The sequence below is a fragment of the Salinirubellus salinus genome, from assembly GCF_025231485.1.
In the GTDB taxonomy this organism is placed as follows: Archaea; Halobacteriota; Halobacteria; order Halobacteriales; family Haloarculaceae; genus Salinirubellus; species Salinirubellus salinus.
Genome location: NZ_CP104003.1, coordinates 4,088,914 through 4,113,823, shown reverse-complemented (window position 1 = coordinate 4,113,823; position 24,910 = coordinate 4,088,914). Strand labels below are relative to the sequence as shown.

Genomic DNA, 24,910 nt, shown 5'->3' with positions numbered 1-24,910 from the left:
AAAGTTTCGTGGTTAGTCGTCGGCCAGCACCCGGTCCGGCTCGTACGCCAGCAGCCGGTCCAGCGCGTCGACCATCGCCTGCACCGAGGCGACGGTGATGTCCGCGTCGCTCGCGGTGGTGGTGACGGTCCGGTCGCCCCGAGACATCTGCACCTCGACGGTCACCAGTGCGTCCGTGCCACCCGTGATGGCGTCGACGTGGTAGCTGTCGAGCTGGGCCTGTCCGGCGCTGCCGAGGGCGGCCTCCACCGCCTCGACGGCGGCATCGACCGGTCCCGACCCGGTGCCGGCGGCGGTCCGTTCCTCGTCGTCCACCCGGAGACGGACCGAGGCGGTCGGCTGGCCCGAACCGCTGGCGGCGGTGAGTCCGAGCAGTTCGACGCGGCGGTCGCGTTCGCGGCCCTGCACCTCCTCGGCGATGGTCAGGAGGTCCGCGTCGGTGACGCGCTTGCCCCGGTCGCCGAGTTCCTTGACGCGGGTGACGACGGCCGAGAGTTCGTCGTCGTTCACGTCCACGTCGTGTTCGGCGAGCGCGGCCTTCACCCCCGCACGGCCGGCGTGCTTCCCGAGGACGAGACGGCGCTCACGGCCCACCGTCTCCGGCGGGTACGGCTCGTACATCGCGTCGCCTTGAGCGTGCCGTCGGTGTGGATGCCGGACTCGTGGGTGAACGCGTTCTCGCCGACGACGGCCTTGTTCGGCGCGAGCGGGATCCCCGTCGCGTTCGCGATGGTCTGGGCCACGTCGTAGACGTACTCGAGGTCGAGCGTCTCCACGCCGTAGCCGTGGTAGAGCGCGATGGCGACCTCCTCGATGGCGACGTTGCCGGCCCGCTCGCCCACGCCGTTGATGGTGCCGTGGACGAGGTCCGCGCCCGCGGCGATGCCGACGAGCGCGTTCGTCACGGCCAGTCCGAGGTCGTCGTGGGTGTGGGTGCTGGTCGGGCCGACGTCGTTCAGCGCGGCGTATATCTCCAGCATCCGGTCGGGCGTGGCGTGACCCACCGTGTCGGGCACGCAGACGCGGTCGGCGCCCGCGTCCATCGCGGCGGACATGAGTTCGACCAGGAAGTCGAGGTCCGCGCGGGAGCCGTCCTCGCCCAACACCTCGACCCACAGGCCGTGGTCCGCGGCGTACCCGACCAGGTCGGCCGTCTTCGATACGACGCTCTCGCGGGTGGTGCCGACCTTCGTCTCGATGTGCCGGTCGCTCGCGGGCACGACGAGGTTGACGCCGTCCACGTCGCACTCCAGTGCGAGGTCGATGTCGTTCTGCACGCCGCGGGCGAACGAGGTCACCGTCGCGTCGAGGTTCTGCGAGGCGACGCGCTTGATGGTCTCTCGCTCGCCCGGTCCGGTACACGCGCTCCCGGCCTCGACGTAGTCGACGCCAGCGGCGTCGAGGCCACGGGCGATGTCGGCCTTCTCCGCGGGAGAGAGCGAGACGCCGGGTGCCTGTTCACCGTCGCGCAGCGTCGTGTCGAGGAACTCGACGGACGCGTCGCTGAGGGTCTGGTCTGGGGATGGTCACCGAAAAGCGCACTCACGGGTGTCTCATCGCCGTAGAATTTCACGGCCAGCCGCCTCGCGGCGACTTCCTCTATCCTCCATGTCGTGTGGCGACATAGTCGTCTCCCGCTTTCAGCCCGGTGCTCATAAACGGGGCGGTCGGGGCGAGATTGACGGCCGACACTCAGTCGCCGTCGTCGCTCCAGACGAACCCGGACTCCTCGGGGGCGTACCGCGCCCCGGTCCCCGTGTCGGCGACCTGTTCGCCCATCCGGTAGCGGGCTCGACGGACCGCCATCGCCAGCCCCAGCGCGAGCACACCGAGTCCGGCGAGGTAGAACGCCCCCACCTCGGCCGTCAGGTCGGCGCTCCGGTGGACGTTCCACCGCGACGGGTAGGCCGCGACGAACATCCCCGTGGCGAGCGTGGTTATCAGGACGCCGGCCCCACCGACCACCGACGGGCGACGCGGCGCCAGCGTGAGTGTCACCCCCAGTAGCGCGACCGGTGCCCCCAGCGCCCCGCTGACGCCGGCAGCCTCCCGGAGCAGCCAGTAGGGGGCTGCCGGTGCGACACGCTCGGCGACGACCATCGCGGCGAACCCGGCGACGACGAGGCCGACCCCCGCGAGGCCGAGCAGGATACCGAAGCGGTACTCCTCCCCGAGCAGCCAGTGGCGCTCCGTGTTTCCCTCCCCCATTGTCAGTCAACCTAACACTCACGTCGGTAAAACCTTTGTTGCCGAACGCCCCTCGGACCCCTCTCAGGGGCTCAACGACCGCTCTACGCCTCGTTCTAGCCCTCAGGCAATTGTTTTCAATTCCATGATAGTTCATTCCAAGTAATACTCTGACGAATACGAGTCGGCACTCGACCGTCGCGGACCGGAGTCGGTCCAGTCCTTTCACCGGTGGCCGGTCCCCACCGCACGTCGTTCGGGAGGGGCCGACCGACCCGAGCACGACCGTACCGCCTCAGGCCGGGTTCGGGTCGTAGATGGTCGGGTCCGCCTCGCCCTGTACGTCGATGACCGCGAGACAGCCCTTCCGGGCGACCCGCGAGAGCGCGTGGTCGACGAGCTTGATGGGCAGGGGCACCGGCGAGGTGAGCGTGCCGACCATCGCGCTGCCGGGCAGCACGGGCGTCGTCTGCACGTAGCGGTGGGGGTCGGACATGATGGCGCCCTGTGGGTACACTTCGTCCCAGACGCTGCCGATGGGGTGGAAGCTACTGAACAGGTTCGGGCCACCGACGCCGTAGTAGACGCGGGCCGTCTCGTCCGTCTCCATCACCATGTCGTTGTACCCCTGCGGGCCGATGCCGTACTTCTCGCCGTTGACGAGGACGTACGTGGGCGCCTCCATCGCCATCGAGTCGAAGTCGAACTCGTGGTCGACCGCCGGGAGGCCTCCCTCGGGTTCGACGAGGATGCAGCCGAACATCCCGGAGGAGATGTGGTAGTCGAGATCCGGCACGGCACAGTGGTAGACGAACAGGCCGGGGCAGGTGACCTGGAAGCGTCCGCGCTGTCTCTGTCCTTGGTTCGCGACCGTGTCCTCGGCCTGTTCGCCGCCGGCTCCGACACTCCCTCCCGCTTCCACCTCCCGTCTCACTCCACGACGACCCGGTCGCCAACCGCCACCCCGTCGGCGGCACCGGCGGGCATCTCGATGACGGTGTCCGCCCGGTACCCGCCCCGTCCCCACCACGCACGCAGGCGCTCGACGCCCGTCACCTCCCCGTCGACCAGCCACACGGCGTCGATGTCGAACGGGACACAGACCATGTGGAGTCCCCGCGTTCGTGTCCCGCCGAACCGGAAGACGAGCGCGTAGTCGTCCGCGATGGCTCGGCGGAACATCAGGCCGAGCCCCTGCGAGACGATGCCGTCGGCGAACTCGACGTCCGTGGCGAGGGGGCGTTCGGGACCGTCCGTCGGGCGGTGGAGCACGCGCACACCCGCCGCTCGCCGCCGGTCGCCAAGAGCGTTGCGAGGATTCACGTACGAGGAACGCCCACCGCCGAGCGTGAAGACACCGAAGGGGACCACCGTGGGCGTGGACGACCCCTACGCGTTCGTCGAGCGGTGCGACCACCTCACCGACGACGGGCGGTGTCGCTTCGCGGTCGAGCGGGGCGACCACGACCCCGAGTTCGCCCGCGAGCGACACGCCGACGACCTGCGGTGCCCAGCGGCCGACCCGCACGGCGAGTGGGCGTGGTCGGACTGCCCGCACTTCCGGTCACGCCAGCGCAACCGGGAGTGCCTACGCTGTGGCCTCGAGGAGCGCCGCGTGCCGGGCGAGGTCCGGCCCCTGCTGGAGGAACACCACCTCTCTTACGCCGGCGAACCGGAGGCCGACATGGAACACGAGGTGACGGTCTACCTCTGTCGCTGGTGTCACGCGAAGGTCCACAGTTCGTGGGCGCGGGTGGACGACGACGTCGGCCCCGACGCCGAGGCCATCGCCGCGGCCGAGGAGCGCCGCTCGCGCGAACAGGCGGAGACCGCCTTCTCGACGGCGGCGGAGCGGTTCGACCCGGAGGAGTGAGGAGTGACCGGTCGAGTGCCCGGCCGCGACTCAGCGGACCTGCCAGACGTAGCGGTGGACGTCACCACGCCAGTAGAGCGCCGGGGGCGACCAGACGAGGTAGAGCGGCGAGACGCCGGCGGGCACCTCCCCCACGACGACGCCGGACTCGCTCTCGCCCGGCGCGAGGCCGTTCGACGGGTCGAACTGCCGCCCGCCCAGCACCTCGCCCGTGAACTGGACGTTCCGGCCCACGTCCGCACCCGTGCCGTCGACCAGCGAGAGGCCGCCGAGCCCGCTCAGCGAGAGGAGGATGGGGTTCGGCCGGTCGCCCCCGTTCGTGGCCGCGATGGTGAACCCGAGGTACTCCGTCCCCTCGGCGGGCGGCCGGCGGGCCGAGACCTCGGCCACCGGTTGCACCTCGCCGATGGTCACCTCGATGCCCTCGTGCGAGACCGTCTCGCCGAACGGTTGGAGCGGCACGTCGAACGCCTGCTCGAACGTGGCGGCCGAGGCGGCCGTCGAGCCGAGGTCGACCTGGAGCGGCTGCAGGGCCTCGAACGAGTCACCCGGGAGCGTCCGGACCCGCAACAGCACCCGGAGTGACTCGCCGCTCGTCCCCTCGGGCACCTCGTAGTGGAGCCGGAACCGACGGAGTTCCCCCGGCGCGAACGGGAACCCCCCGAGTTCGGCCGAGGCGATCTGGGCGAAGTTCTCGGCCGAGGCGTACTCCGTGTCGTCGACGGCGACGGCGAACAGGTCCGCCGCGAGCGCGACGTACGCGTCGCCCCGGATGCCCACGTCGAGCGCGACGTACTCGTTGCCCTCGGCGGCACCGATGGCCGATCCGGGGCCGAGCAGCGGTGCCGTCGGCGTCCGTTCGGCGCCCACGACGCCGACCGCGACGGGCCCGAGGTCCGTCAGGTCCCCGACGACGGCCTGCTGGACGGAGACGGCCGGCGCGTCCGCCTCGTCACCAGCCGTCTCGCCCTCGCCACCGCCGTCGCCCCCGTCGGCACCGTTCGAGTCCCCGCCGATGTCCCCGCTCCCGCTCGGCCCGTCGGCCGGCGCGTCACCGTCCGACGGCGCGTCGCCGCCCCCCACACACCCTGCCAGCGACGTCAGGACGCCGAGGCCCCCGAGCAGTACCGCTTCACGCCGTGTCACCGTGGGTCGCATCCGAGACTGTAGGCCGTTCCGGAGCATAGTTAACGTTCGGCGGATTCGGGACTGTCTCGGGCGTGAGACAGTGCGACCTCACCTGCGGGTACGGGACCCGGCGCCGGAACGCCACCACTCGGGCGGGAGCCTCGGCCGACCGGGGGGCACGCCTCCCGACGTCACCGTCTCACCGCCGGATCAGGCTCGGACCTGGGTTCCGGTCTCACCGGCCAGCGCCTCCAGCAACCGGTCGGGCGTGGTCACCACGGCCCGCTCGCCGCCCCGTTCGACGAATCGACAGCAGGCCTCCATCTTCGGGCGCATACTCCCCTCACCGAACTCCCCCGCCTCGAGGTGCCCGCGCACCGCCGCTGGTGAGACGCGACGGAGTGGTCGCTCGTCGGCCGTCTCGTAGCCCACGTACGCGAACTCGACGTCCGTCAGGACGACGAGGGTCTCGGCCCCGAGTTCGGCGGCGAGCACCTGCGAGGTCTTGTCCTTGTCGACCACGGCCTCGACACCACGGAGCGTGCCGTCACGGACCACGGGAACGCCACCGCCGCCAGCGGCGACGACGAGGGTCCCTCGCTCCACGAGGCTCGTTATCTCCTCGTCCTCGACGACCTCGATGGGCTCGGGGGACGGGACGACACGGCGGTAGGGACGGTCACCACTGCGCACCCGTCGGGTCTCGAAGGCTCGCTCGGCCGCTTGCGCCTCGGTGTAGAACGGCCCCACGGGTTTCGTGGGGGTCTCGAACGCGGGGTCGTCCGGGTCCACGACCACCTGCGTCACGACGGTGACGGAGTCCGTCGAGTCGGGGAGTTCGTTGTCGAGCGCCTGTTGCACCAGGTAGCCGATCTGTGCCTGCGTCTCGGCGACCAGCACGTCGAGCGGGCGTCGTGCGGGCTCCTCGACGTTGTCCTGTTGCAGGAGGAGGGTACCGACCTGCGGGCCGTTCCCGTGGGTGAGGACGACGTCGTAGCCGGCGTGAATCGCGTCCGCGAGCTGTCGGGCGGTCCGGGCGACGGCCTCCCGCTGTTCATCGAACGTCCAGTGCCCCTGCGACCCGAGCAACGTGTTCCCGCCCAGGGCCACGACAATCGGCTCGGTTCCCGCCCGCTGAGAGTCGTCGTCCATACTCATCCCTGTTCGCGCTGACAGTTAGTAGCATGAGTCAGACGCGGATCCTGATCATGGGTGCAGCGGGCCGCGACTTCCACGACTTCAACACGGTCTTCAGGGACGACGAACGGGTCGAGGTCGTCGCGTTCACCCACACCGCCTCGCAGAACATCGGCGAACTCGACGCCCTCCCCACCCGCCGCTACCCGCCGGCGCTGGCGGGAGAGCGGTACCCCGACGGCATCCCGATCTACCCCGAATCGGAACTGGAGACCGTCGTCGAGGAGGCCGACGTCGACACGGTCGTGTTCTCGTACTCCGACGTCTCGCACGAACACGTGATGCACCAGGCCTCGCGTGCGCTCGCCGCCGGGGCCGACTTCCGCCTCGTCGGGCCGGACCGGATGATGCTCCGGGCGTCGATTCCGGTCGTCGCCGTCGACGCGGTCCGGACGGGGTGTGGCAAGTCACAGACCGCACGGAAGTTCGCCGACCTGCTCCGCGACCGGGGAAGGAGGTGGCCGTCGTCAGGGAGCCGATGCCGTACGGCGACCTCGTGGCCCAGCGGGTACAGCGGTTCGACTCCATCGAGCGCCTCGACGAGAGCGACGTGACCATCGAGGAACGCGAGGAGTACGAGGGGCACATCGAACGTGGGCACGTCGTCTACGCGGGTGTCGACTACGGCGCCATCCTGGAGCGCGTGGAGGCGGAGGCCGACGTCGTCGTCTGGGACGGCGGCAACAACGAACTCCCGTTCTACGTACCCGACGTCCACGTCGTCGTGACCGACCCGCACCGCGCCGGGGCCGAACTCCGGTACCACCCCGGCGAGACCAACCTCCGACTCGCGGACTACGTCGTCGTCAACAAGGAGGACACGGCGGACGCGGGGGCGATTCGAGAGGTCGAGACGAACGTCCGGAAGACGAACCCGGACGCGGAGATCGTCCACGCGAACTCGAAGATCACGGCCGACGGGGAGCAGATCGCCGGCAAGCGGGTGCTCGTCGTCGAGGACGGGCCTACCCTCACCCACGGCGACGCGCCCTACGGTGCTGGCCTCATCGCGGCCCGACGGTACGGGGCCGCCGAGGTCGTCGACCCCGAGCCAGCGGCCGTCGGTTCGCTCCAGCGCGTCTTCGAGGAGTACCCCCACCTCGACACGGTCCTCCCGGCGATGGGCTACAGCGAGGCACAGCGTCGGGACCTGGCCGCGACCATCCGGAACGCGGCGCCGGACGTCGTGGTCTCGGGGACGCCCCACGACCTCGCTCGGATACTCGACGTCGACGTCCCCGTCGTCCGGGTTCGCTACGAACTCGAGGAGAAGAACCTCACGCTCGAGACGATACTGGATCGCCACGCCGACGTACTGGAGTGCTGACCGCGATGGGCACCGCTAGAACGCGAACTCGAAGCGCGCGCCGCCCGTCGGGGCCTCGCCGGCCCGGACCGACCAGCCGTGGGCCTCGGCCACCTGCTTCACGATGGCGAGGCCGAGGCCGGTGCCGTCCGCGGCCGTGGTGACGCCGGAGGCGAACACCGACTCCTCGCGTGGGAGTCCCGGCCCGTCGTCCTCGACGTAGAACCCGCCGCCGTCGAGCGGGCCGACGACCACCCTCGGCCCACTCCCGCCGTCCGTCAGCGTGGTCGGGCCGGGGTCGTTCCCGCCGTCGGTCGGCTCCGGGTCGGGCGGCGAGGCGTGGTTTATCGCGTCCTGCCGAGCCTGCGAGGCAGGGCTCGTGGAGCTGCGTTCGACGGCGTCCCGGCGAGCTTGCGGGTCGGGGCCGGTGGAGCCGTGCTCCACGGCGTTTCGAAAGAGGTTCTCGAACAGTTGGCGCAGGCGCGGCGGGTCCGCCTGCACCTGCCCGAGGCCGTCGCGGAGCGTGAGCGTCGCGTCGCCGGTGGGGACGGTCTGCCACGCCCCGCGGGCCACGTCGGCGATGGCGACGGAGGTGGGCTCGATCGAGGTGTCGTGACGGGCGAGCGCCAGCAGGTCCGCGATGAGGTCCTCCATCCGCTCGATACCGCCGGTGGCCATCTCGAGGTGGTCGACCACGGCCGGGTCCTCACTGGCGTCGAGTGCCATCTCGACCCTGCCGGAGACCACGTTCAGCGGGTTGCGGAGGTCGTGGCTGACGACGCTCGCGAAGTCGTCGAGACGCTCGTTGCGTCGCCGGAGTCGTTCCTGGACCGTCCGCTGGGTCAGCTCGTGGGAGACCCACTGGACGAGCAACTCGACCACGGACCGCTCGGCCGCGGTGAACGGCTCGTCCCGTGGTTCCTCGGAGCCGAAACAGACCGTCCCGTAGAGTTCGTCGTCGACGAGCACCTTCCCGCCGAGGTAGCAGGCGAACCCCCACTCGTCGTAGGCCGGGTCACCCGCCATCCCCTCCGCGGGCGCGTCGCGGATGCCCAGCAGGCTGTCGGAGTCGATGGTCCGTCGGCAGTAGGCCCTCGAGAGCGGCGTCTCGAGCCCGGCCTCGACACCCGTACCGTGGGCAGCCACCACCCGCTGGGAGCCGTCCTCGATGCGCATCAGCGCGCCGAACGAGAGGTCGAGCAGGTCACAGCCGACCGCCAGCAGTCTGGGTGCCTTCTCCTCGAACTCGAGGTCGGGGTTCGAGGAGATCTCGTAGAGTCGCCCGAGCGCCTCCACGTTGGCCTCGAGGTCACGGGAGAGTCGCTGGCGGGCGGTGACGTCCTCGGCGACGCCGACGACGCGGCATCCCTCGTCCGTCTCCACCTCGCGGACGTGGTCGCGGAGCCAGCGCACCGGGCCGTCGGCCTGCTGGACGCGGTACTCGTGGACGCCGGCCTCGAACCCCGCCGCGTCCGGCCGGTCGGCCGGGTGGATGCGACGCTCGAACAGTGACGGGTCGTCTCGGAGCGTCTCGTCGGAGACGCCCCACGTGGACTCGAACGCGGCGTTCGCGTACCGGAACGCGCCGTCAGGGTCGCGGATCCAGACCACCTGGTCGAGGCGCTCGGCGAGGTCGCGGAACTCACCCTCGTCGGCGACGAGGGCGGCGGAGCGCGCCCGTTCGGTGGTTGCCGTCCGCTCGGCGCGGCGCCGACCCACGAGGTTCACGATGCGGGCGGCCAGCGCGGCGGCCGTGTCCTCGTCGGTCGGCGGGCGAGCGTACTCGTCGGCGCCGGCGTCGAACGCCGTCGTCGGGCCGGGCGTCTCCCCCCCGAGGAGGACGACCGGGACGTCGCTCACCTCGCGGGTGGCGACGAGCATCGCGATACCCGACCCGCCAGCCGGTTCCGGGCCGAGGACGGCACACTCGAACCGGTTGGTCTCGACGAGGTCGAGCGCCCGGTCCGGGTCCGTCTCGTAGGTCACGTCGACGTCAGCAGGGTCGAACGCCGCCGCCGCCCGGTCGACCCCGTCGTAGGAGTCGACGTAGAGAACCCGCGCGGGGCGGTCGAGTGAGAGCACGATTCGGGCAACACACTCACGACTTAAAGAACTACTCGGCGTTCTCCCTCCGATTCACTGCGCTGGAGGCCCGAGCCGGCAGTCGACGCGGGCGTCGGAGCCGAGCGACGAACCGGAAACCCCGTCACCCGGGGCGGTGAAGCCGAGCGCAATGAGTCGCCGAGAGGCCCTCCGTGCGGGCGTGCGTGCCACCACGCCCGTGGTGCTGGGTGTCGTGCCGTTCGGACTCGTCGCGGGAGCCGCCGCCATCGGGGCCGGGCTCTCGATACTGCAAGCCGCCGCGCTCTCCGTGGTCGTGTTCGCCGGCGCCTCCCAGCTCGCCATCATCGAACTCCTCGGCCGGGACGCCGCACTCGTCGTCGTCGTCGGGACGGCGCTGGTCATCAACGCGCGGATGTTCATGTACTCGGCGTCGCTGGCCCCGCACTTCCTCGAGGAGGACTCGCGCTGGCGGGCGCGCTGGCGTACGTGCTGACCGACCAGGCCTTCGCGCTCTCGGTGACGCGGTACGCCGAGGGGCTGGAGGGGGTAGAGCGCAAGCGCTGGTACTACCTCGGGACCGCGCTGCCGCTCTGGGTCGTCTGGCAGATCTGCACCGTCGCGGGGGCGCTCGCCGGGACGCAGGTGCCCGCGTGGCTCCCGCTCGGGTTCGCGGTGCCGCTCACCTTCCTCGCCCTGCTGGTGCCGGCCGTCGAGAGTCGACCGACGCTGGTCGCGGCGCTCGTCGGTGGCGGTGTCGCCACCGCGGGCGTCTCACTCCCGTTCAACCTCGGCCTGCTGGTCGGGGCCGTCGCGGGCGTCGTCGCCGGCACCGTGCTGGCCGAACGCGGCTGGGGCGACGTGGAGGTGGGCCATTGACGACCGCCCCCGATACGGTGGTGTGGGCCGCCGTCGTCCTCGCGGGCGTCGGCACCTACGCCATCCGCGCGTCGTTCCTCTTCCTGTTCGAGCGACTCGGCGGCGTCCCCTCACGCGCGCAGACGGCGCTCGGGATGGTGCCCGCAGCGGTGCTCTCGGCGCTCGTCGTCCCCGCCGTCCTCGCCCCCGAGGAGACGGTGGTGCTGCTGGGGAACGACCGACTGGTCGCCGCCGTCGTCGCCGCCCTCGTCGCGTGGTACACCGAGAGCATCCTCGCAACCATCGTGGTCGGACTCGTGGCGCTGGTCGGCCTCGGCCTCCTGCTGTAACCGTTTCTAGCTACACTTTTGTCTGTTGTAAACTATCAGTGGTTATCAAGTAGCGCCGTCACGAGCAGTCGGTATGGAGTTCACACGTCGCCTCGTCACCCGGACGCCGAACCAGCTGCGGTCGCGGGCGGTGGTGAAGACGCTCCTCTACCGGGTGGTCATGGTCCTCGTCTCGGTGGGAGTGGCGTTCGCGGTGACCGGGAGCGTCGGCCAGTCGCTGAGCATCGGCCTCGTCACGAACCTCGTCAAGACCGGGACGTACTACGGCTACGAGCGACTCTGGGACCGCGTCGCGTGGGGCGTCGCCTCCGCCGACTGACCGCGTCCAGTCTCCCGCTCCAGTCTCTCTCCTCTCGGTCTTCCCCGTTCTCAGTCGTCCGCGCGGGGCCGGTAGAGGTGGACCATCTCCTCGGCGGGGCCGTCGGGTCGCTCGACCGGACTCGGGTATGGCTCGAACCCGGCCCGTTCGTAGAACGGGACCAGACCCTCGCGGCAGGTGAGCGAGAGGAAGACGTCCGCGAGGGCGGGATGGGAGACGACGGCGTCCAGCAGTTCCTCGCCGACGCCCTCGCTGCGCCGGTCCTCGCGGACCACCACGTCGTAACACGTCGCGTAGTAGACGCCGTCGGTGACGACACGGGCCGACGCGACCAGGTCGCCGTCGTCACGGACGCCGAGTGCGATGGAGTCGGCGAGCGCCGCCCGCACCTCTGGGACCGTCCGCTCGGCCCACCAGTCGTACGCCTCGTAGAGCCGTGCGAGTTCGACCGCGTCCGTGGGACCGAGTTCGACCGTCTGCATACGCGCCGTGCGCGGACCGGACGGAAGGGCGTGTCGCCGGCGTCCGAGTCGGTGGCGTACCTCCGGAGCGTACGAGTCCGGTCGCCCCGTCGCCCCGGTATGGGCACCTCCCGTCGCCGCCTCGTTCGCCCGCGCGTGCCGCGTGGCCGGTAGGCCACCACTTCTCACTCCTCCCCGACCGACGCCGGCCGCGAGCGGAACGCACCGTATTTAGGACGCCACTCCGACACCAACGACTATGAGCGACACCGACGACGACCAGGAACTCGGGATCACCGAGTCCAAGGCGGGACAGACAGGCAAGTGGTACGCCGAGGTGGTCCAGAAGGCCGGCCTCGCGGACTACGCCCCGATGGGCGGGTTCATCGTGACCCGGCCGCGCGGCTACGCCATCTGGGAGCGACTGCAGGAGAACCTCGACCAGATGTTCAAGGACGACGGCGTCCAGAACGCCTACTTCCCGGCGCTCATCCCCGAGTCGTACCTCGAGCAGGAGGCCGAGATCGTCGAGGGGTTCGACCCCGAGGTGGCGTGGGTCACCCACGCCGGTACCGAGGAGCTCGAGGAGCGACTCGCCTTCCGCCCGACGAGCGAGTCCATCATCACGCCGTACATCAGCCAGTGGGTCCGGAGCCACCGGGACCTCCCGATGCGCGTGAACCAGTGGTGCTCGGTCATCCGGTGGGAGGCCACGGACACCAAGCCGTTCTTCCGCACGAAGGAGTTCCTCTGGCAGGAGGGGCACACCGCCCACCGCGACGAGGCGGGCGCGTGGGAGGAGACGACCACCCGGCTGGGCCAGTACGAGAAGCTCTACGAGGAGGTGCTGGCGATCCCGGGGATGACGGGCCGCAAGCCGGACCACGACAAGTTCCCTGGCGCCGAGGTGACGACGACCATCGAGGCGCTGATGCCCGACGGCAAGTCCGTGCAGGCCGGCACCTCTCACTACCTCGGGACCCGGTTCGCGGAGGCCTACGACCTCTACTACACCGACGAGGACGAGGACGAGCAGGTCGCACACACCACCTCGTGGGGGCTCTCGTGGCGCGCGCTCGGCGCGCTCATCATGACCCACTCGGACGACCAGGGGCTGGTGCTGCCGCCCACGCTCGCGCCCGAACAGGTCGTCGTCGTCCCCATCTGGCAGTCCGAGACCAAGGACGAGGTACTCGACTACGCGGCCGAGCTCGCCGCGGAGCTCGACGCCGAGTTCCGCGTCCACCTCGACGACCGGGACGAGCGCAACCCCGGCTTCAAGTACAACGAGTGGGAGCTGAAGGGCGTCCCGCTCCGCATCGAGATCGGCCCGAACGAGGTCGAGGACGGCGAGGCCACGCTCGTCCAGCGCCCGGACGGCGAGCGCACGGTCGCGGACCGCGACGCCATCGGCGAGGCCGTGCAGGACGCGCTCGACGACGTCTACGCCAAACTGTACGCCGCGGCCGAGGAGACCGTCGAGGAACGGATCCACGAGGCCCACGGCCGCAACGAGATCCTCGGGACGCTCGGCCGACACGGCGGCTACGTCAAGACCGGCTGGTGTGGCGACGAGGCGTGTGAGACCGAGATCAAGGACCAGATCGCCGCCGAGATCGTGATGCTCCCGCTCGACGAGGACGAGGAGCCGGTCCACGAGACGTGCGGAGTGTGCGGGGAGGAGGCGACGGAGACGGCGTACTTCGCGAAGAACTACTAGCAACCATATTTTTCTCGTCGGGTGCGCTCGCTTCACTCGCGCACCGCTCCTCCAGAAATATGGGTCAAAAAGGCGCGCCTCGCTGCGCTCGGCGCGGGTGGGTGAGCTAGCCGCTACTGCACCGCCACCGAACCGCGACAGCGTTCTCTCCTTCACCCCTCAGAACACGCCCATCTCCAGCAACATGTACGCGAGCACCGCGAACGGCCACACCAGCAACAGCGACCCCACCCCGAGGTACCCCGCGGTGGAGAGCAGGCTCTTGTTCGCGTACTCGGCGGGCGAGTAGTTGGTGAACAGGCCGTCGTCCGCCTCGTCCGTGCGGACGACGAGGCTCTCGCCCCAGTCGGCGTCCGGGTCGCGGTCACCGGTGCCGTAGACCAGCACCTCGTCGCCCGGTTCGACCCGCCACTCACGGTAGTACCGGGTCCGGCCGCCGACGTTGAACGGACCGACGTCGACCCCTCGAACACGCCGTCGACGTCCGCCGTCGTCCGGAGGAACTGCTTCACCCGTTCGGGCGGTTCCTCGCCCTTCTCCACCCGGATGGAGTCGTGGTGATCGCCGCTCGCGTCCACCGTCTCCGGGTCCGGGTCGACGAGGACGCTCCCGGTACCGTCCGTGAGTTCACACGGGACCGCGCGGGTGCCGTCGTAAACCTGGCGTTCCTCGGTGCCGCCGTCGCCGTCCGGCCGGACCTCGACGACGACGTACTGGGCCGCGAGCGTCGGAACGCCCGCGAACCCGGCGTCGAAGGGGGTGCCTGCCTCGGCCGCCGCGACGGTCCCGACGAGTTTCGTCCGCTGGCCGGCCTGGACGTCGGCCACGGTGTCGGTCGAACGACGGGATGCATCTGGTCGTCGAGGGGGTGGGGCGAGTAAAACTGTTCGGGCGGGCCGTCGCCACCGGCCCGACGGCCCGAGGACGTCTACGACCCCCGAGTGGCCAGGGTCGAACACGGCTACGCGCGCAACAGCGCGGCGATGAGGAGCCCACCGAGCGCGAGCAGGGCGAGCGCCACCACCGACTGGCTGGCGAGCGTCCGGAACGCGAGGTACGCAGCGGCCGCGGCGGTGCTGGCGACGAGCGCCGACCCGGCGGCGTGGACGAGTTCCGCGCGGCCCGTCTCGGCGTGTCGCCCCACCTGCCGACCGAGACCGACCGCGTGCTCGCCGGCGTCCCACGCGACGACGGTCGCGGCGGCGGCCACCAGCGTCGGCTCCGGCGGCGCCCCGAACACGCCCGCCAGCAGGACGCCGCCGAAGAGCACGGCCGCGCCGAGCGTCACCACCCGCCGCTCCCCGCGGCGCAGGCCGGCCGCGAGCGTCACCAGCCCCGCGAGACTCACCAGCGCGACGCTCCCGCCCGCGAGCGTCGCGCCCACCGCGACGGTGCCGACGAGCAACGCGAGCGCGCTCCCGACCACCGTCGGCCGGTCGTCGAGTTCCCGTATCGGCGCGTCCATCGCGTCGGCGGGCGGCGCCCCGCCGTCGGCGCCGCCCTCGGCCGTCTCGTCACGGTCGGCCGTCTCGGACCGGGGGCGCTCGGTCCCCGCCGCTCGGCTCACGTCGACCACCTCCGGCGGGCACGGGCGACGGCGGCCGCGAGCGGCCGGTCGGGGGGCCAGTCGACCACCCGGATACCGGCCGCGCGGAGCGTCGAGGCCCGGAGCGACCGCTCGACACGCGCGAGGCGCTGGCCGTCGCTACGGCCCGCGGTGGGGTCCGGCGAGACGACGGTGACGAGGTGGCCGTAGGCGTCGAGACGACGCGCGACGTTCACCACGTAGTCGTCGGCCAGTGGGGTGAACAGCACCACCTGCGCGTCGCCGGGGAGTCGCCGGCGGAGGCGCCGCAGGCGGATACCGGGGAAGAACGGGTCGTCGCCGGGGGTGGGTGCGAACGCCCGGTGAGTGCCGAGCGCCTCGCGAGCACTGGCGCGGTGTTCGTCGCCCGCACCGGGCGGGAGCCAGAACTCCGCCGGCCCGTACGCGGCGAGGGCGACCCGGTCACCCGTCGCCAGCAGCGAGGTGAACGCCTCGCCGGCCGCGGTCACCGACCGCTCGACGGCAGAGGGCGAGTCCGGGTCCGGCGCCCGGTAGGCCTCCTCGCGCGTGTCGACGACGAGCGCGACGGTGGCCGCCCGCTCGGGCCGGAACTGGAGCGTAGCGTACTCGCCGGTGCGGGCGGCCCGGCGCCAGTCGATGCGCGAGAGCGGGTCGCCGGGACGGTACTCCCGCACCGAGTGGAACTCCGTGCCCGGGCCGCCGGTGTCGGTGACGACCCGCCCGGTGAACGGCGTGGTCTGGGTCCGCAACGGGAGCGAATCACCCACCACGAGTTCGGGGGTGCAATCCAGCGTCGTCGGTGTCTCGGCACGGACCGCGAGTTCGCGCTCGACGCTCCCGCTGAACCCGTGTACGAGCACCGTCGCCGGCGCGAAGGTGTGGTGGCCACGGACGGCCCGGACCTCGTAGGTGAACGCGGCGGCCTTCCCCGGTCGGAGCGCGGTGGCGTGGCGCGGTGACCCCTCCACGACCGTGAGGCCCTCGGGGACGCCGTCGACCACCCGGAGGTCCGGGAGGAGCGAGTCACCCTCGTTCCGGACGGTGACGGTCACGCGGACCGACTCGCCCGGCCGAGACACTGTCTCTGATATCTCGCGAGAGAGGGAGACGCGCGCGTCTGGAGGGCCACCGGCGCGGGCGTAGGCGCCGAACGCCACGCCCAGCACCGCCGCGAGGACGAGCGCCGGCCGCGAGAGCAGGACGCCGACGCTGCCGGCCGCCAGCGCTAGCGCGTTCACTCCCAGCCAGCGGTTCGTCTCGCGGTCCAGGGGCTCGCCGGGCGTCGCGCGCCGGGTCGGCTCCGGCCCACTCATCGCTCGACCCCGGCCGGTCCGTTCGTCGGTACGGGTCGCTCGCTCCCTCCCGCCCGGTCACCTCGCGTCGGGCGCCCCTCGGTCACCCGCGCGTCGAGGACGGCCGCGACGGCGCCCGCTCGGCGGACGAACGCGCGCTCGGCCGCCACCGCGTCACGGATGCGAGCTGTCAGCGCGGTGTCGGCCGTCTCGGGCGCGAAGAACGCCGCCGCCCGCGGGTCGTCGGTCCACGTTCCGCGGTCCAGCGCCCGCTCGGCGTCGTCGCGGTCGTACCCCTCGTAGCGCGTGAGGACGGCCACCGCGGCGGTCCGGAGGCGTTCGCGGACGACCGCACGCTCGCGGTCGGCCTTCACACTCGAGACCCGCGGCAGGTCCCGCAGTCCCGCGTCGAACCCCTCGCCCGGCGTCGGGAACGCCCGTGGGCGCTCGACGGCCGGGAGGTCGGCCGCCCGGCGCTCGCCACGCAGGCGGCCGTAGGCCACGCCGACACCCTGGACCAGTCCCAGCACCCCCACCGCGGTCACCACCACGTACGTCGGGGCGAGCCCGCCGGCCAGCGAGGGCCGGAGCGCGATCAGCAACCCGGCGGTGGCCGCCGCCGCCCCCATGGCGAGGAACAGGCGGCCGAGGTTCACGCCGCCTCACCCGACCCGTGGTCGGCGGCCGGAGCGTCGGCCTCGGCGTAGGCCCGCTCGATGCGGCGCAGGGCCTCGACGGCCTCGCGCTCGCGGGCGTCGGTGGCGTCGGCCGCGCCGTACCTGACCGCCTCGAACACGTCCGTCAGGGCGTCGACGTCCTCGCGGGCCATCCCGGCGTCGACGGCCGCGGCGGCGAACTCGGTCGGCGTCGAGGCGTCGGGGTTCGCCACGTCGAGGTGCCGGGTCATCTCGTCCCACGCGCGGTACACCTCGTTGTCGAAGCCGTCGCGCTCCTCGATACGGTCGGCCGCCCGGCCCGCCGCGCGGCCGACGGCGGCCACGTCGGTCGGGCCGCTCGACTCCTCGTCCGGGTCGGGCTGTGAGAGGTCGTCGCCCGTCGAGCGCGCGATGAGAGCGACGGCACCCACCAGCACGACGCCGAACAGCGCGAACAGGACCGTCGGTGGGTCCGTGACCGGGCTGGAGGCGTCCTCGGCCCCTGCGAGGCGCCACCCGGGAGTTCCGGCGAGCCACCGCTCCCGAACCCACCCTGTCCCTGCTGGAACAGACCGTCGGTGGCGCCGAGACCGTTCAGGAGGAGCCACAGCCCACCCACCAGGACGGCGCCGACGAGCGCGACGGTGAGCGGGCCACGGACCCCGTGTTCGCGGAGGAACTGGACGAGGCCGAGGCCGAAGAACAGCAGGAGGACGAGCCCGAGCAACTGGCCGACGATGGGTGGCAGGCGGGGTGGGGTGGCGCTGTCCGTGTCAGAGACGTTGTAGCCGCCGAAACTGAAACTGCCGCCGGAGCCGACGCTCTCGGCGTCGCCGCCGCCAGCCCCGCCGCTCCCGCCGGCCGTGGCCGTATCGAGGGTGGCGGCGGCCGCCCCGAGCGACAGCACCGCGAGGAGGGCGAGGGCGGCCGCGACGGTGCGGTTCACTGCCGTGGGTAGGCACGCCGTGCTGTTTAGGCTTTGCTCACTCCCCGGTGAGTCGTCGACCGCCCGTGGAACTAAGCGTCGCCCGAGCGACACGCCGGGTATGAGCGAACGAGCGCCCACGACGTTCGAGAGCGCCGGAACCGAGTGCGCCGCGTGGCACTACCCCGGCGACGACGCGGTGGTCGTGATGGCCCACGGGTTCGCGGGGACCCGCCGGATGCGACTGCCCGCCTACGCCGAGACGTTCGCCGAGCGCGGACTGGGCGTCCTGCTGTTCGACTACCGTACCTTCGGCGACAGCGATGGCGAACCGCGGAACCACGTCGACCCGTTCCGCCACGTCGTCGACTGGGAGGCGGCGGTGGACCACGCCCGGTCGCTCGGCTACGACCGACTCGGCGTCTGGGGCACCTCGTTCTCCGGCGGGCACGCGCTCGTCACCGCCGCCCGCGAGGACGTGGACGCCTACGTCGGCCAGACGCCGTTCTACGACGGCGTGCGGACCCTTCTCCACATCACGAAGCAGAGTGGCCTCGGGTTCGCGCTGGAGGCGACGAAGGCCGGCCTCGACGACACCGTCAGGGGCCTGCTGGGCCGTGAGCCGCGGTACGTCCCGGCCGTGGCACAGCCGGGCGAGCTCGCGGCGATGAACACACCCGGCTCCGACGAGGGCTACCGCTCGATGGTCCCCGACGAACTGGACGAGGCCGAGTGGAACAAGGTGACCGCGCGGTTCCTCCTGCCGCTCCTGCTGTACCGGCCCGTCTCCTCGGCCGCGGACGTGGAGTGCCCGGCGTTCGTCGCGGCGGCGCGCGAGGACCAGCTCGTGCCGGGGAGCGCGGTGGAGCAGACGGTCGAGCGACTGGCCGACGTGGAACGGCTGTGGTTCGACGGCGACCACTTCGACGTCTACACCGGCGAGCAGTTCGAGCGGGTGGCAGGGAGGGAGGCGGACTTCCTGGAGCGGCACCTGCTGTAACGGGCCAGCTCAGAGAGCCGTCCACCCGCCGTCGACCGGGTAGACACACCCCGTACAGTACGAGGACGCTTCGCTCGCGAGGAACACCGCGATGCCCTTGAGGTCCTGCGGCTTCCCGAGGCGGTCGAGCAGCGTCTTCTGGCGCATCTGCTCCTGCACCGGCTCCATCCCCGGCGCGTCCTCGCGGAGCATCCCGCCGCCGATGTCGGTGTGGACCCAGCCCGGCGCCACCGCGTTCACCCGGATGTCGGGCCCCAGTTCGGCGGCGAACTGCTTGGTCATCTGGACGACCGCCCCTTCGAGGCGACGTAGGCGCCCAGTCCGGGCGTCTCGCTCCCCACGAGACCGAGGACCGAGGCGGTGTTGACGATGCTCCCGCCGCCGTCCTCGCGCATCGCCTTCGCGGCCTCCCGGTTCGTGAGGAAGACGCCCTTCTGGTTCACGTCGACGACCTTCTCCCACGCCTCGAGCGAGGTGGAGTCGACCGACCCGTGCATCAGGCCGATGCCGGCGTTGGCGAACGCGACGTCCAGGCCGCCGAGTTCCTCGACGGTGGCGTCCACCGCGGCGGCCACGGCGTCCGGGTCGGTCACGTCCGCCTCGGCGGTGAGGACGGTGGCGTCGGTCCGGGCGCGCAGGTCGCCAGCGACCGTCTCGAGGCCCTCGGTGTCCACGTCGGCCAGCGTCACGTCGGCCCCGGCCTCCGCGAGCGCCTCGGCGAACGCGCGGCCGATACCGCTGGCCGCGCCGGTGACGAGGCCCACGTCGCCATCGAGCCTGAACAGGTCGAGCGCGTGTGTCTCGGACATACCGACACGGCGGGTGGCAGGGCCAAAGCCGTTCGGCCTCCGGTAGGCGCGGGCCCGCCGGCGTCGGCCGTGCGTCGCTCTCACCACGCCCGTGGTACTCATTATCGCGGGCGGGCTACGGGGGGTGTCGTGTCCCCCACGCTCGACGCCCCGCTGCAGGTGGGTGGGCTCCGCCTCCGCAACCGCCTCTACCGCGCGCCGTTGCTCGAACACGCCGGCAACGGACCCGAGGCGGCCGACCGGCTCGTCGCGGAACTCGAGCCGGCGGCGGCCAGTGGCGCCGGCCTCGTGATGCAGGGTGCGACGCCCGTCCGGGGGTACGAGGGCTGTGCCGCGCCGGGGATGACCGGCTTCGACGACCCGGACCGGGTGGCCTCGATGCGGCGACTCACCGACGCCGTCCACGAACGGGGCGCGCGAATCTTCTGCCAGCTGGCGCACGGCGGCCTCCGGTCGTTCGAGGTGTGGCACCACGAACACCGTGCCGCACACCCCGACCTGACCCAGCGGGCCGTCTCGCGCCCGCCGTGGCCCCTCCGGGTGCTGGACGCCGTCGGCGTCGTCTCGTTCGACGTCGAGGTGCTCTCGACCGACGCGGTGTACGCCCTCGCGGCCGAGTTCGGCGAGCGAGCGGCGTGGGCCGAGGCGGCGGGCTACGACGGAATCCACCTCACGGGCGCGAACACGAGCCTGTTCCACCAGTTCCTGTCGCCGCTGTACAACCGCCGGGACGACGAGTTCGGCGGCGACCTCGCGGGCCGGGCGCGGTTCTTCGAGGTGGTCCACGACGAGATCAGCGCGAACACCGACCTCCCGGTGGTGACGAAGGTGCCGGTCGAGACCGAGGCCCCCCGGTTCCTCCCGCACGTCGACTGGGACGAGGGCGTGGCGGCCTGCGAGCGACTCGCGGCGGCAGGCTACGACGCCCTCGTCCCCGTACGGACGACGCCGTTCTGGGACGCCTCGATAATCAAGGGGGCCGTGCCAGAGCGCGCGTGGGCCGACGCCTCGCTCACGTCGCGGTACGAACGGGCGTTCGGCGGGCCGGTCCGGTTCCGCGCGGTCCGTGCGCTCGCCAAGTTGAGCGCCCGGCGCCACGGCTTCGAGCCGGCGTGGAACGCCGACCTGTGTCGGGTGGTCCGCGACCGCGTGGACGTGCCGGTGTTCTGCGTCGGGGGCCTGCGTGAACGCGCGGAGATGGACGCGCTGCTCGGCGACGCCTGTGACGCCGTCGGCGTGGGCCGGCCGTTCTACGCCGAGCCGCGACTGCCGGCCCGCCTCCTCACGGGCGACGCGCGGGCCGTCTGCGAGTCCTGCAACAACTGCGTGGTGCCGCAGGCCGCCGGCCTGCCGGGGACGTGTCGGACCCCGTCGGTCGTGCGGGAGCGGATGCGACTGGAACGCGAGGGAGCGTACGACACCGCGCCGGCCGACTCCGAGCCGGAACCGACGGATTAGCCTCCGCCAAGCGAGTGGTTCCGTCCCTCGGGAGTGTACGGTGCCCATGCGATTCGAGTGTCCGAACTGTGGCGCGGTACGGCGGCTCCCACTCAGCGTGCCGCCGCTGAGACGGACGAACACGCCCGCGTCGACGTGTCCGGGCTGTGGCGCGAGGATGGAGTTCCGGGCCTGAGTCAGGCCACGCCGGACTGGAGGTTCTCCAGCAGTTTCCCGACGAACAGCCCCGCCCGCGGCGAGAGGTCGCCGTCGCGCGTCGTCGCCGGCATCGCCGCCAGCGTCTCCACGAACCGCCCGCCGTGTTCCATCGCCGCCGCCATGTCGACGACGGAGACCGTCAGTCCCTCGTCGGAGGTGTCGAGGTCGTAGCGCTCGCGCTCCCAGTCGGAGTACGAGATGGTCCACGCCGGGCCGCCCACCGCGGCGACGACGTCGTCCATCCCGGCCACCCAGAGCAGACCGTCGTCCGTCTGGACGTACACCTCGCCGTCCTCGACGACGGTGCCGTAGCGGACGCCACGTGTCTCTCCCTCCGACGAGCGCGACATCGACGTGTGAGTACGTGACACACTCGTATAAGCCTGCGCCCCGCTCACCCACCCGAGCCGCGGCGAGCGGCGCCGTGACACGAGAATCGAGAGCCGAGTTCGCCCAGTTTTTTAAGTCGAATTCGGCGTGAGAACAGGGTGACCGCGTGGGGGTGTGCGACCCCCGCGTCAGACCACCATGACCGACGCGCACCCCCCAGACGACGGTGACCGCCCGGACGACGACGGCCAGCGCACGAACCGGCGGCGCGTGCTGGGGTTGCTCGGTGCGGCCGCCGTGGGGGCGGGTGTCGCACGGGGGGAGGAGGTGGCCGGGGCGCTCACCTCGCTGGCCGGCGGCGGGGCCGACTCGACGGAGCGGCCGGTCCCGGTCACCCCGAACGAGGACGTGCTGGCGCTCGTCCCCGACGCCGAGGCGACCCACCGCGCGACCAGTTCGGGCCGGTGGGCCGCGGGCGGGACGTGGGACGGCGACGTGCCGGAGGACGGCGCCCGCGTCGTCGTCGAGGACGGCGTGACGGTGACCCTCGACCACCGCGAGACGGCCCGGCTCGACTGGGTCCGGGTCGACGGGGTCCTCCAGTTCGCGCCGGACGCCGACACCCACCTCGGGGCCGAGACGGTGGTGACGACGCCCGGCAGTCTCCTGCGTATCGGCCGGGAGAACCGGCCCGTCCGCTCGGACCGCGCCGCGGGCGTCACCTTCCTCGACAACGGGCCGCTCGACACCGGCTCTGACCCGAACCGGCTGAGCCGAGGGCTGCTGGCGATGGGCGTGGTCGAGTCCTACGGCGCCGAGACCACCTCGTGGACCCGGCTGGCGAGCCACCCCGAGCGCGGCGACTCGACCCTCTCGCTCCCGGAGGCCCCGACCGACTGGGGCCCGGGCGACCGACTCGTCGTCCCGGGGACGAACCCGGAGGCGAACGAGGACGAGGAGGTACTCGTCCGGCGCGTCGACGGGACCACGGTCCACCTCGACCGACGACTCGAACACGACCACGTCCCGGCGGCCGACGACCTCGACGCCTACGCGCTGGCGCTCGACCGGAACGTCCGCTTCGAGTCCGAATCCGCCGAGACGAAACGCCGCGGACACCTGATGTTCATGGCGCCGGGCAACACCCTCCGCTACACCGGCGTCTACGACCTCGGACGGACCGACAAGACCCGCCCGTTCACCGACCCCATCCACGGCGTCCCCCCGGAGGACGCCGAGGAGCACCCGAACGTCAAGGCCCGGTACGCGCTCCACTTCCACATCACCGGCATCGAGGCCGCCGCGCACCGCGTGGAGGGGTGTTGCGTCTGGGGCTCGCCCGGGTGGGGCTACGTCAACCACCACAGCCACGCCGACGTCGTCGACTGCGTGAGCTACCGGGTCGTCGGCAGCGGCTTCGTCGCCGAAGCGGGCGACGAGCGTGGCTCGTTCCGCCGGAACTTCGCGCTCCGGTCCGAGGGCTCGGGCGAGTTCCTCGACAGTCGGCGGTTCCGGACCGGCGAGGAGCGACCGGGGAAGGTCGACGACTTCGGCCACGGCGGCCACGGTTTCTGGTTCCAGGGGCCCCGCGTCGCCGTGGAGGGGAACGTCGCCGCCGGCCACCGCTACTACGGGTTCGTCTACTGGAACCGGCCGCTCGTCGACTGGGAACTCCGCCCCGGCGAGGAGATCGACGACCGGCGCGGGACGGTGCCGAACTTCCCCGTCTCGCTCGTCGAGGGCCGCGAGCCGCTGAAGGAGTCCGACCACGTCACGAACGGCCACGTCTCCTCGGCCTACCTGAACCTGAAGTCGTTCCAGAACAACACCGCGTTCGCCTCGGGTGGCGGCCTCGACGTCTCTCGGCACCAGTTCGGCTGGGGTCACACCCGCCTCGGCGAGTGGTCTCGAATCCAGGGGTTCACCGCCCACGACATCGGCCCGTTCGTCACCCACTGGGGCAAGGAGGTCGACCCCGACCGGGGCAACCGCCGGGGCGGCAACGCCGGCATCACGATGCGCTACAGCCACAACGTCCGCGTCGTGGACGCCCGTCTCGTCTCCGGCCGGGGCCGCGACGGCGTCGGGTTCAACCGCAACGTCCCGTACCCGTTCCACGTCTCCATCGAGGGGGGCGACGTCGAGGGGTTCGAACGCGGCGTCAACGCGATGGTCCGCGGCGTGACGAACGTCGAGCGGACCCGCCTCGCCAACCGCCGGAACCTCGTCGTCGAGGACGGCCATCACCACCCGACCCGGCGGGTACGGCTCCGGGACGTGACCTTCGAGCGCGGCGAGGTGGACGACCCCGCGGGCGAGCCGGTCGAGGACTCGGACGAGCGCCGGCCCGAACCGCGCGGGCACCTCGTCGCCAGCCTGAACGAGTTCGACGACATCGGCCCGCGCGAACTGTTCGACCCCGACGAGACCCTCGTGCTCGACGGCCGCGAGGTGTTCTACGCGGAACAGGCGCCCGACCACGTCCCGGTCCCCGACCGCTCGGCGTTCGACGAACTCGGCGACCACGGCCGCATCGACGAACTGGTCGGCGAGGGGGCCGACGCGAGTGACGTGGTCGGTCTGTCGAACCGCGAGCTCTACGACCGCTTCGGCTTCGCGGTGAAGGGTCGTCCCGTTCCCGACTCGGCCGTCGCGGACGACCGGGTGACGGCGGGGTGGCTGGGGAGCGAGGCGTCGGCCGAGCGGACCGTCTGGCTCGAAGCCGAGGCGGGTGAGTACGGGTCGCCGTGGGTCCGAGAGGAGAGCGAGAGCGCGTCGGGCGGCGCCTACCTCACCACCGACGGCGTGGAGTCCACAGACGAACCCCCGCGCGAGGGCCACCTCGTCCACGAGTTCTCGGTCCCCGAGGGCGAGTACCACGTCTTCGGCCGGGTCCGGGCACCCGCCGGTGACGCCGACTCCTTCTGGTTCCGGGTGGACGACGGCGAGTGGATTCGCTGGGACGGGTTGCGGACCCGCCGTGGCTGGGCGTGGGAGGCGGTGGAGGACGACGGCGGCGAGCCACGCGCCTTCTCGCTCGGGGGGGACCACACACTGACCGTCGCCTTCCGCGAGGACGACACGCGGCTGGACCGACTGGCGGTGACGCCGAGCCGGACGCCGCCGGTGCTGTACGGGGAGCCGAGCGAGACACGGGCCTGAGTGGCGGTCCCCGGAGTCTGAAGACTTATTCAGGGGGCGACACGACCGCCACG

The 24,910-nt window shown here is 71.9% G+C and carries 23 protein-coding genes and 4 pseudogenes; 12 read left to right on the top strand and 15 right to left on the bottom strand.

Features of this window, described 5'->3' with window-relative positions; all coding sequences use genetic code 11:
• Positions 1-12 precede the first annotated feature (12 nt).
• The 4 genes and pseudogenes from N0B31_RS21430 to N0B31_RS21415 all read right to left on the bottom strand — a co-directional run bounded on the left by N0B31_RS21430 (position 13) and on the right by N0B31_RS21415 (position 3,465).
• A pseudogene (locus N0B31_RS21430) lies at positions 13-1,546 on the bottom strand ((R)-citramalate synthase).
• 146 nt (positions 1,547-1,692) lie between these two features.
• Positions 1,693-2,208 carry a cell division protein CdpA domain-containing protein gene (locus N0B31_RS21425; protein ID WP_260593689.1) on the bottom strand — a complete coding sequence of 172 codons (516 nt, stop codon included), beginning with the start codon at positions 2,206-2,208 and terminating at the stop codon, positions 1,693-1,695.
• Between the two features lie 274 nt (positions 2,209-2,482).
• Positions 2,483-3,088 (bottom strand): annotated as a pseudogene (locus N0B31_RS21420) (copper-containing nitrite reductase); the annotation flags it as partial.
• Between the two features lie 29 nt (positions 3,089-3,117).
• Positions 3,118-3,465, bottom strand: a complete 348-nt coding sequence (locus tag N0B31_RS21415) for a DUF192 domain-containing protein (protein WP_260593687.1) — start codon at positions 3,463-3,465, stop codon at positions 3,118-3,120.
• A 70-nt stretch (positions 3,466-3,535) separates the two neighbouring features.
• Here N0B31_RS21415 and N0B31_RS21410 point away from each other — a divergent pair, with 70 nt between their 5' ends.
• A complete protein-coding gene (locus tag N0B31_RS21410) occupies positions 3,536-4,060 on the top strand; it encodes a DUF7097 family protein (RefSeq protein WP_260593686.1) in 525 nt (174 codons plus the stop codon).
• A gap of 30 nt (positions 4,061-4,090) precedes the next feature.
• Here N0B31_RS21410 and N0B31_RS21405 read toward each other — a convergent pair whose 3' ends face one another.
• Together N0B31_RS21405 and arcC are read right to left on the bottom strand one after the other, a co-directional pair.
• The gene (locus N0B31_RS21405) at positions 4,091-5,218 is read right to left on the bottom strand and encodes a DUF4352 domain-containing protein (RefSeq protein WP_260593684.1); all 1,128 of its coding nucleotides are present in this window, start codon (positions 5,216-5,218) and stop codon (positions 4,091-4,093) included.
• Positions 5,219-5,398: 180 nt separating this feature from the next.
• Positions 5,399-6,340 carry a carbamate kinase gene (arcC, locus tag N0B31_RS21400; protein ID WP_260593683.1) on the bottom strand — a complete coding sequence of 314 codons (942 nt, stop codon included), beginning with the start codon at positions 6,338-6,340 and terminating at the stop codon, positions 5,399-5,401.
• 32 nt (positions 6,341-6,372) lie between these two features.
• Here arcC and N0B31_RS21395 point away from each other — a divergent pair, with 32 nt between their 5' ends.
• Positions 6,373-6,939: a hypothetical protein gene (locus N0B31_RS21395; RefSeq protein WP_260593682.1), complete on the top strand. Its 567-nt coding sequence runs from the start codon at positions 6,373-6,375 to the stop codon at positions 6,937-6,939.
• Entirely contained in the window at positions 6,864-7,712 is an 849-nt protein-coding gene (locus N0B31_RS21390; protein WP_260593681.1) for a hypothetical protein, read from the top strand. Before N0B31_RS21395 ends, N0B31_RS21390 begins: the two co-directional genes overlap by 76 nt.
• A 15-nt stretch (positions 7,713-7,727) precedes the next feature.
• Here the strand turns inward: N0B31_RS21390 and N0B31_RS21385 are convergent, their stop codons facing one another.
• Positions 7,728-9,773 (bottom strand): ATP-binding protein, encoded by a 2,046-nt coding sequence (locus tag N0B31_RS21385; RefSeq protein ID WP_260593680.1) that lies wholly within the window; start codon positions 9,771-9,773, stop codon positions 7,728-7,730.
• A 151-nt stretch (positions 9,774-9,924) separates the two neighbouring features.
• Between N0B31_RS21385 and N0B31_RS22650 the strand changes: the two are divergent.
• The 3 genes and pseudogenes from N0B31_RS22650 to N0B31_RS21365 all read left to right on the top strand — a co-directional run bounded on the left by N0B31_RS22650 (position 9,925) and on the right by N0B31_RS21365 (position 11,279).
• A pseudogene (locus tag N0B31_RS22650) lies at positions 9,925-10,631 on the top strand (AzlC family ABC transporter permease).
• Complete coding sequence (locus N0B31_RS21370; RefSeq protein WP_260593677.1) at positions 10,628-10,960, top strand: AzlD domain-containing protein; 333 nt, start codon at positions 10,628-10,630, stop codon at positions 10,958-10,960. Before N0B31_RS22650 ends, N0B31_RS21370 begins: the two are co-directional and overlap by 4 nt.
• Positions 10,961-11,033: 73 nt before the next feature.
• Entirely contained in the window at positions 11,034-11,279 is a 246-nt protein-coding gene (locus tag N0B31_RS21365) for a DUF2061 domain-containing protein (RefSeq protein WP_260593675.1), read from the top strand.
• A 50-nt stretch (positions 11,280-11,329) separates the two neighbouring features.
• Here N0B31_RS21365 and N0B31_RS21360 read toward each other — a convergent pair whose 3' ends face one another.
• Positions 11,330-11,761 (bottom strand): GNAT family N-acetyltransferase, encoded by a 432-nt coding sequence (locus N0B31_RS21360; RefSeq protein ID WP_260593674.1) that lies wholly within the window; start codon positions 11,759-11,761, stop codon positions 11,330-11,332.
• Positions 11,762-11,999: 238 nt separating this feature from the next.
• Here N0B31_RS21360 and proS point away from each other — a divergent pair, with 238 nt between their 5' ends.
• Positions 12,000-13,460 (top strand): proline--tRNA ligase, encoded by a 1,461-nt coding sequence (gene proS, locus N0B31_RS21355; RefSeq protein ID WP_260593673.1) that lies wholly within the window; start codon positions 12,000-12,002, stop codon positions 13,458-13,460.
• Between the two features lie 159 nt (positions 13,461-13,619).
• Here proS and N0B31_RS21350 read toward each other — a convergent pair whose 3' ends face one another.
• On the bottom strand, positions 13,620-13,847 hold the full coding sequence (locus N0B31_RS21350) for a hypothetical protein (protein WP_260593672.1): 228 nt from the start codon (positions 13,845-13,847) through the stop codon (positions 13,620-13,622).
• Between the two features lie 170 nt (positions 13,848-14,017).
• On the opposite strand from N0B31_RS21350, the gene N0B31_RS21345 reads away from it, so the two are divergent.
• Positions 14,018-14,341 (top strand): hypothetical protein, encoded by a 324-nt coding sequence (locus N0B31_RS21345; RefSeq protein WP_260593671.1) that lies wholly within the window; start codon positions 14,018-14,020, stop codon positions 14,339-14,341.
• Positions 14,342-14,421: 80 nt separating this feature from the next.
• On the opposite strand, the gene N0B31_RS21340 is transcribed toward N0B31_RS21345, so the two are convergent.
• The 4 genes from N0B31_RS21340 to N0B31_RS21325 are packed head-to-tail and all read right to left on the bottom strand — an operon-like array spanning position 14,422 to position 17,583.
• Positions 14,422-15,027, bottom strand: a complete 606-nt coding sequence (locus N0B31_RS21340) for a DUF7519 family protein (RefSeq protein ID WP_260593670.1) — start codon at positions 15,025-15,027, stop codon at positions 14,422-14,424.
• On the bottom strand, positions 15,024-16,340 hold the full coding sequence (locus tag N0B31_RS21335) for a DUF58 domain-containing protein (protein ID WP_260593669.1): 1,317 nt from the start codon (positions 16,338-16,340) through the stop codon (positions 15,024-15,026). Before N0B31_RS21335 ends, N0B31_RS21340 begins: the two co-directional genes overlap by 4 nt.
• A complete protein-coding gene (locus N0B31_RS21330; protein WP_260593668.1) occupies positions 16,337-16,975 on the bottom strand; it encodes a DUF7269 family protein in 639 nt (212 codons plus the stop codon). Before N0B31_RS21330 ends, N0B31_RS21335 begins: the two co-directional genes overlap by 4 nt.
• Complete coding sequence (locus N0B31_RS21325) at positions 16,972-17,583, bottom strand: DUF4129 domain-containing protein (RefSeq protein ID WP_260593667.1); 612 nt, start codon at positions 17,581-17,583, stop codon at positions 16,972-16,974. Before N0B31_RS21325 ends, N0B31_RS21330 begins: the two co-directional genes overlap by 4 nt.
• Before the next feature lie 56 nt (positions 17,584-17,639).
• Between N0B31_RS21325 and N0B31_RS21320 the strand changes: the two genes are divergently transcribed.
• Both N0B31_RS21320 and N0B31_RS21315 read left to right on the top strand, forming a co-directional pair.
• Positions 17,640-17,933: a hypothetical protein gene (locus N0B31_RS21320; RefSeq protein WP_260593666.1), complete on the top strand. Its 294-nt coding sequence runs from the start codon at positions 17,640-17,642 to the stop codon at positions 17,931-17,933.
• A gap of 88 nt (positions 17,934-18,021) precedes the next feature.
• Positions 18,022-18,900: an alpha/beta hydrolase gene (locus tag N0B31_RS21315; RefSeq protein WP_260593665.1), complete on the top strand. Its 879-nt coding sequence runs from the start codon at positions 18,022-18,024 to the stop codon at positions 18,898-18,900.
• A gap of 9 nt (positions 18,901-18,909) precedes the next feature.
• On the opposite strand, the pseudogene N0B31_RS21310 reads toward N0B31_RS21315, so the two are convergent.
• Positions 18,910-19,709 (bottom strand): annotated as a pseudogene (locus N0B31_RS21310) (SDR family NAD(P)-dependent oxidoreductase).
• A gap of 129 nt (positions 19,710-19,838) precedes the next feature.
• Here N0B31_RS21310 and N0B31_RS21305 point away from each other — a divergent pair.
• Entirely contained in the window at positions 19,839-21,167 is a 1,329-nt protein-coding gene (locus N0B31_RS21305; protein WP_260593664.1) for an oxidoreductase, read from the top strand.
• A gap of 176 nt (positions 21,168-21,343) precedes the next feature.
• Here N0B31_RS21305 and N0B31_RS21300 read toward each other — a convergent pair whose 3' ends face one another.
• Complete coding sequence (locus N0B31_RS21300; protein WP_260593663.1) at positions 21,344-21,715, bottom strand: hypothetical protein; 372 nt, start codon at positions 21,713-21,715, stop codon at positions 21,344-21,346.
• A 178-nt stretch (positions 21,716-21,893) separates the two neighbouring features.
• On the opposite strand from N0B31_RS21300, the gene N0B31_RS21295 reads away from it, so the two are divergent.
• Positions 21,894-24,857, top strand: coding sequence for a G8 domain-containing protein (locus N0B31_RS21295; protein WP_260593662.1), 2,964 nt, complete (start codon positions 21,894-21,896; stop codon positions 24,855-24,857).
• Positions 24,858-24,910: the final 53 nt, after the last annotated feature.

Coding starts and splice junctions, on each gene's coding strand:
- N0B31_RS21425 (WP_260593689.1), bottom strand. CDS start 2,208: ATGGGGGAGGGAAACACGGAGCGCCACTGGCTGCTCGGGGAGGAGTAC.
- N0B31_RS21405 (WP_260593684.1), bottom strand. CDS start 5,218: ATGCGACCCACGGTGACACGGCGTGAAGCGGTACTGCTCGGGGGCCTC.
- arcC (WP_260593683.1), bottom strand. CDS start 6,340: ATGGACGACGACTCTCAGCGGGCGGGAACCGAGCCGATTGTCGTGGCC.
- N0B31_RS21395 (WP_260593682.1), top strand. CDS start 6,373: ATGAGTCAGACGCGGATCCTGATCATGGGTGCAGCGGGCCGCGACTTC.
- N0B31_RS21390 (WP_260593681.1), top strand. CDS start 6,864: ATGCCGTACGGCGACCTCGTGGCCCAGCGGGTACAGCGGTTCGACTCC.
- N0B31_RS21365 (WP_260593675.1), top strand. CDS start 11,034: ATGGAGTTCACACGTCGCCTCGTCACCCGGACGCCGAACCAGCTGCGG.
- N0B31_RS21360 (WP_260593674.1), bottom strand. CDS start 11,761: ATGCAGACGGTCGAACTCGGTCCCACGGACGCGGTCGAACTCGCACGG.
- proS (WP_260593673.1), top strand. CDS start 12,000: ATGAGCGACACCGACGACGACCAGGAACTCGGGATCACCGAGTCCAAG.
- N0B31_RS21335 (WP_260593669.1), bottom strand. CDS start 16,340: ATGAGTGGGCCGGAGCCGACCCGGCGCGCGACGCCCGGCGAGCCCCTG.
- N0B31_RS21315 (WP_260593665.1), top strand. CDS start 18,022: ATGAGCGAACGAGCGCCCACGACGTTCGAGAGCGCCGGAACCGAGTGC.
- N0B31_RS21300 (WP_260593663.1), bottom strand. CDS start 21,715: ATGTCGCGCTCGTCGGAGGGAGAGACACGTGGCGTCCGCTACGGCACC.
- N0B31_RS21295 (WP_260593662.1), top strand. CDS start 21,894: ATGACCGACGCGCACCCCCCAGACGACGGTGACCGCCCGGACGACGAC.